Origin of the sequence: Nostoc sp. 2RC, assembly GCF_014222165.1 — a bacterium.
Lineage (GTDB): Bacteria > Cyanobacteriota > Cyanobacteriia > Cyanobacteriales > Nostocaceae > Nostoc > Nostoc linckia.
Genome location: NZ_JACKZU010000590.1, coordinates 1 through 2,875, shown reverse-complemented (window position 1 = coordinate 2,875; position 2,875 = coordinate 1). Strand labels below are relative to the sequence as shown.

The window sequence follows — 2,875 nt, the reverse complement described above, 5'->3', positions numbered from 1 at the left end:
CCTTTCCCCTTTCCCCTTTACCCTTTCACCTTTCCCCTTTCCCCTTTCCCCTTTACCCTTTAACCTAACCGTATTGGCAGGGGGCAGGGGAGAATAATAACTCCCCAGTCAACAGTCAACACTCAACCACTATTTACTGTTGTTTATTTTTTCGAGTTACCCCCAGCCCTTTTGAATATTAAAAAATACAAAATTCTTGAATTCCAAAAAGGTTTCTTCTCCTACTCCCTAGTTTCCATTGTCAACACAGTTGATGGGTCAAAAATTTCACAACCCAGATAGAAAATCTTTCTTTCCCAGTCATCACTCAACCGTCAACAGTCAACACTCAATACTATATTTCAAGCCAGAGATGAAGTTTTATGTTTGATTGTTAGGTTTCCTTTATTAACTAACCAATGCAACCTCAACAAGAGGTTAAAAACAATGGCTTTTGTAATTACTCTCACCAAGGTGAGGGCTAGTCAATAACTGAGTTACGTCAGTTGTACTTTTTTAAATATGGAACAACTAATACTCTTAAATTTGAGTATTGTTAAGTGCAGAATATCAATAAATTTACATATATATAAGAATGAGGATACCTCGGTTTCTCAAGCCCAGATATCCCCTTGCAACATAACCTAACAGTAACTAAACTGTTATCTACATTTTAGTAGCTAATTTTGTTTATTCAAATACATCTTAAGGAGATTTATATATTCTTTCTTAAGTAGGATGAAAATGTAATGGAATTATAAAGATAATGGTTGAATTGCAAATAATATATATTAACGCATAATATCCCGCTTATACTGTACAAAGCAGATGCATAAACGCTGTGTAATGCACCTGCTTTGTACTTTCTAAGACAACCGAGGAACAGTAGATTTTTCTAAAGTTGCCACTAATCTGACGCGAAATTCTTCTTCAAACACTCCTTTTTTGTAATCTAAACTCCAGAGTTCCAAGGCACAATCATCATTCAATTGAGATGGGAAAATCAAGAGATTGACTTGCCGAAATTGGGGATAATATTCACATTCTACGTGAGCGATCGCGCCAATTTGTCGTCGATCTAATGCCACAGCTAACCTTAAGATGGCACTCAATTGACTGACTATTTGTCGCCGATCTTTAGTCAGCAAACTCTGATAATTTTCATGTTTTTTCTTGGGGGGCGATTTGCGATGATAACGCGCTAAATTGGCAATGATTTCAATCTCAGTTTCTGTATAACCGAGTAATTCACCATTGCGAATGAGATAGTAGGAGTGCTTGTGGTGAGAGGAATGGCTGATGTAATGACCGCAGTTGTGTAATATTGCAGCTGCCCAAAGTAATTGTCGCTCATCCGCTCCCCAATGGTGTAAAGTACCTTGCATTTGATCGAATAAACTTTGGGCAAATTTAGCAACGCGATCGCTATGTTCTAAATTAATGTGGTACTTGTTAGCAAGCTTGAGAACATTGCGTTCCCGAACTGAACTTTGGTAGCGCAGTTTATCTTCAATGAAACCGTGAGAAAGCATCCAGTCCACAATTACGCCTTCCCTCAAAGAACGTTCGCAGACTGTAACTGATTCAATATCCAAAAGGGTCATGGCTTCCTGTAAAATTACTGCCCCAGCAAGTATCACTTCTGACCGTTTCTCTGGCATTCCTGGGATAGTAGCCCTTTCGGCATTACTTAATTTCCGCAACCGATTTACCAACTCCCGTAAGTCTTTAAGAGTGAATTGGTAGCCATTGAGAGTAGAAGGAATAGCACCAGACTTTTCCCGTGCATGAACCATCGCCAGAGTTTCAATGGTGCCAGCTGTACCCACCAAACGCACAGATTCTCCCAACTCCAGATTTGCTTGTACTTCTTCTACAGAACGTTCCAACATTCCCCGTGCGTAAGCTTGGAGATATTGAAACTCAGCGTTGCTAATGGGATCGGTGGTAATTAACTCGCCAGTCAATCGCACTGCACCCACTTTGGTACTAGTGAGGGTACGGGGTTCGTGACTGTCCCCTAAAATTAACTCAGTGGAACCGCCACCAATATCAATAATTATGTGGGGTTGGTTGTGAAATTCCATCCCCGACAGTACACCAAGGTAAATTCGTCGCGCTTCTTCTTGACCAGAAATCAAGTCAACGCTTAAACCCAACTCTGCTTCTATAGCGTGCAAGAAATCTTTACCATTGGGGGCTTCGCGCACAGCACTAGTGGCCACAGCAATGATTGTTTCGGCATTCATTGTTTTAGCAACTTCTTGGAAGCGTCCTAAAGCAGCGATCGCCTTTCTAACGATCTCCGGTTTAAGTTCCCCTGTGGCAAGATTGCGATCGCCTAATCTGACGGTTTCCTTTTCTCTGGCAATAATGCTGAAAGCCGGTAGTGTGGGATCGATTCTTACCACTACCATGTGTAGAGAATTTGTCCCCAAGTCTATGGCAGCAATAATCGGGTGTTGGTCAACTGGTTGAGTTGGAACACTCTCCCAGCTAGCCGAAACTAAATTCTGCATCTAGTTTTCTCTCTGTATTAATGATGGCAAACGGTGGCATGTCGGGGTAGCTTGCACTGGTATTTATTACAACACACTTGCTCAAATTCAGTTCCGAGTTTGGAGTAAACAAGTGAAATTACTCACTCAGCAATGAATTACTCAGTTTGGTCAAGATTAACTGAGCTAAGTATATTCACCCTACTGGTTACAATTTCAGTGACTACTTAAAGGACTTTAAAGTTGCCACTTCTAGTTATGTTTTTACAAATAACAAATAACGTTATTCTATAGATGTAAAGATGTATGAATTAGGGCATGGGGCATTGGGCAAGCAGGAAGTGTGGGAGGGGTGGGAGGTGTGGGAGGATGAGGAAGAAATCTTTCCCCCCACACTC

Annotated in this window: 1 protein-coding gene; it reads right to left on the bottom strand. The window is 41.0% G+C overall.

What is annotated here, in order from left to right:
• Positions 1-845: 845 nt before the first annotated feature.
• Complete coding sequence (locus tag GNE10_RS33450; protein WP_185570348.1) at positions 846-2,498, bottom strand: Ppx/GppA phosphatase family protein; 1,653 nt, start codon at positions 2,496-2,498, stop codon at positions 846-848.
• Positions 2,499-2,875: the final 377 nt, after the last annotated feature.

Coding starts and splice junctions, on each gene's coding strand:
- GNE10_RS33450 (WP_185570348.1), bottom strand. CDS start 2,498: ATGCAGAATTTAGTTTCGGCTAGCTGGGAGAGTGTTCCAACTCAACCA.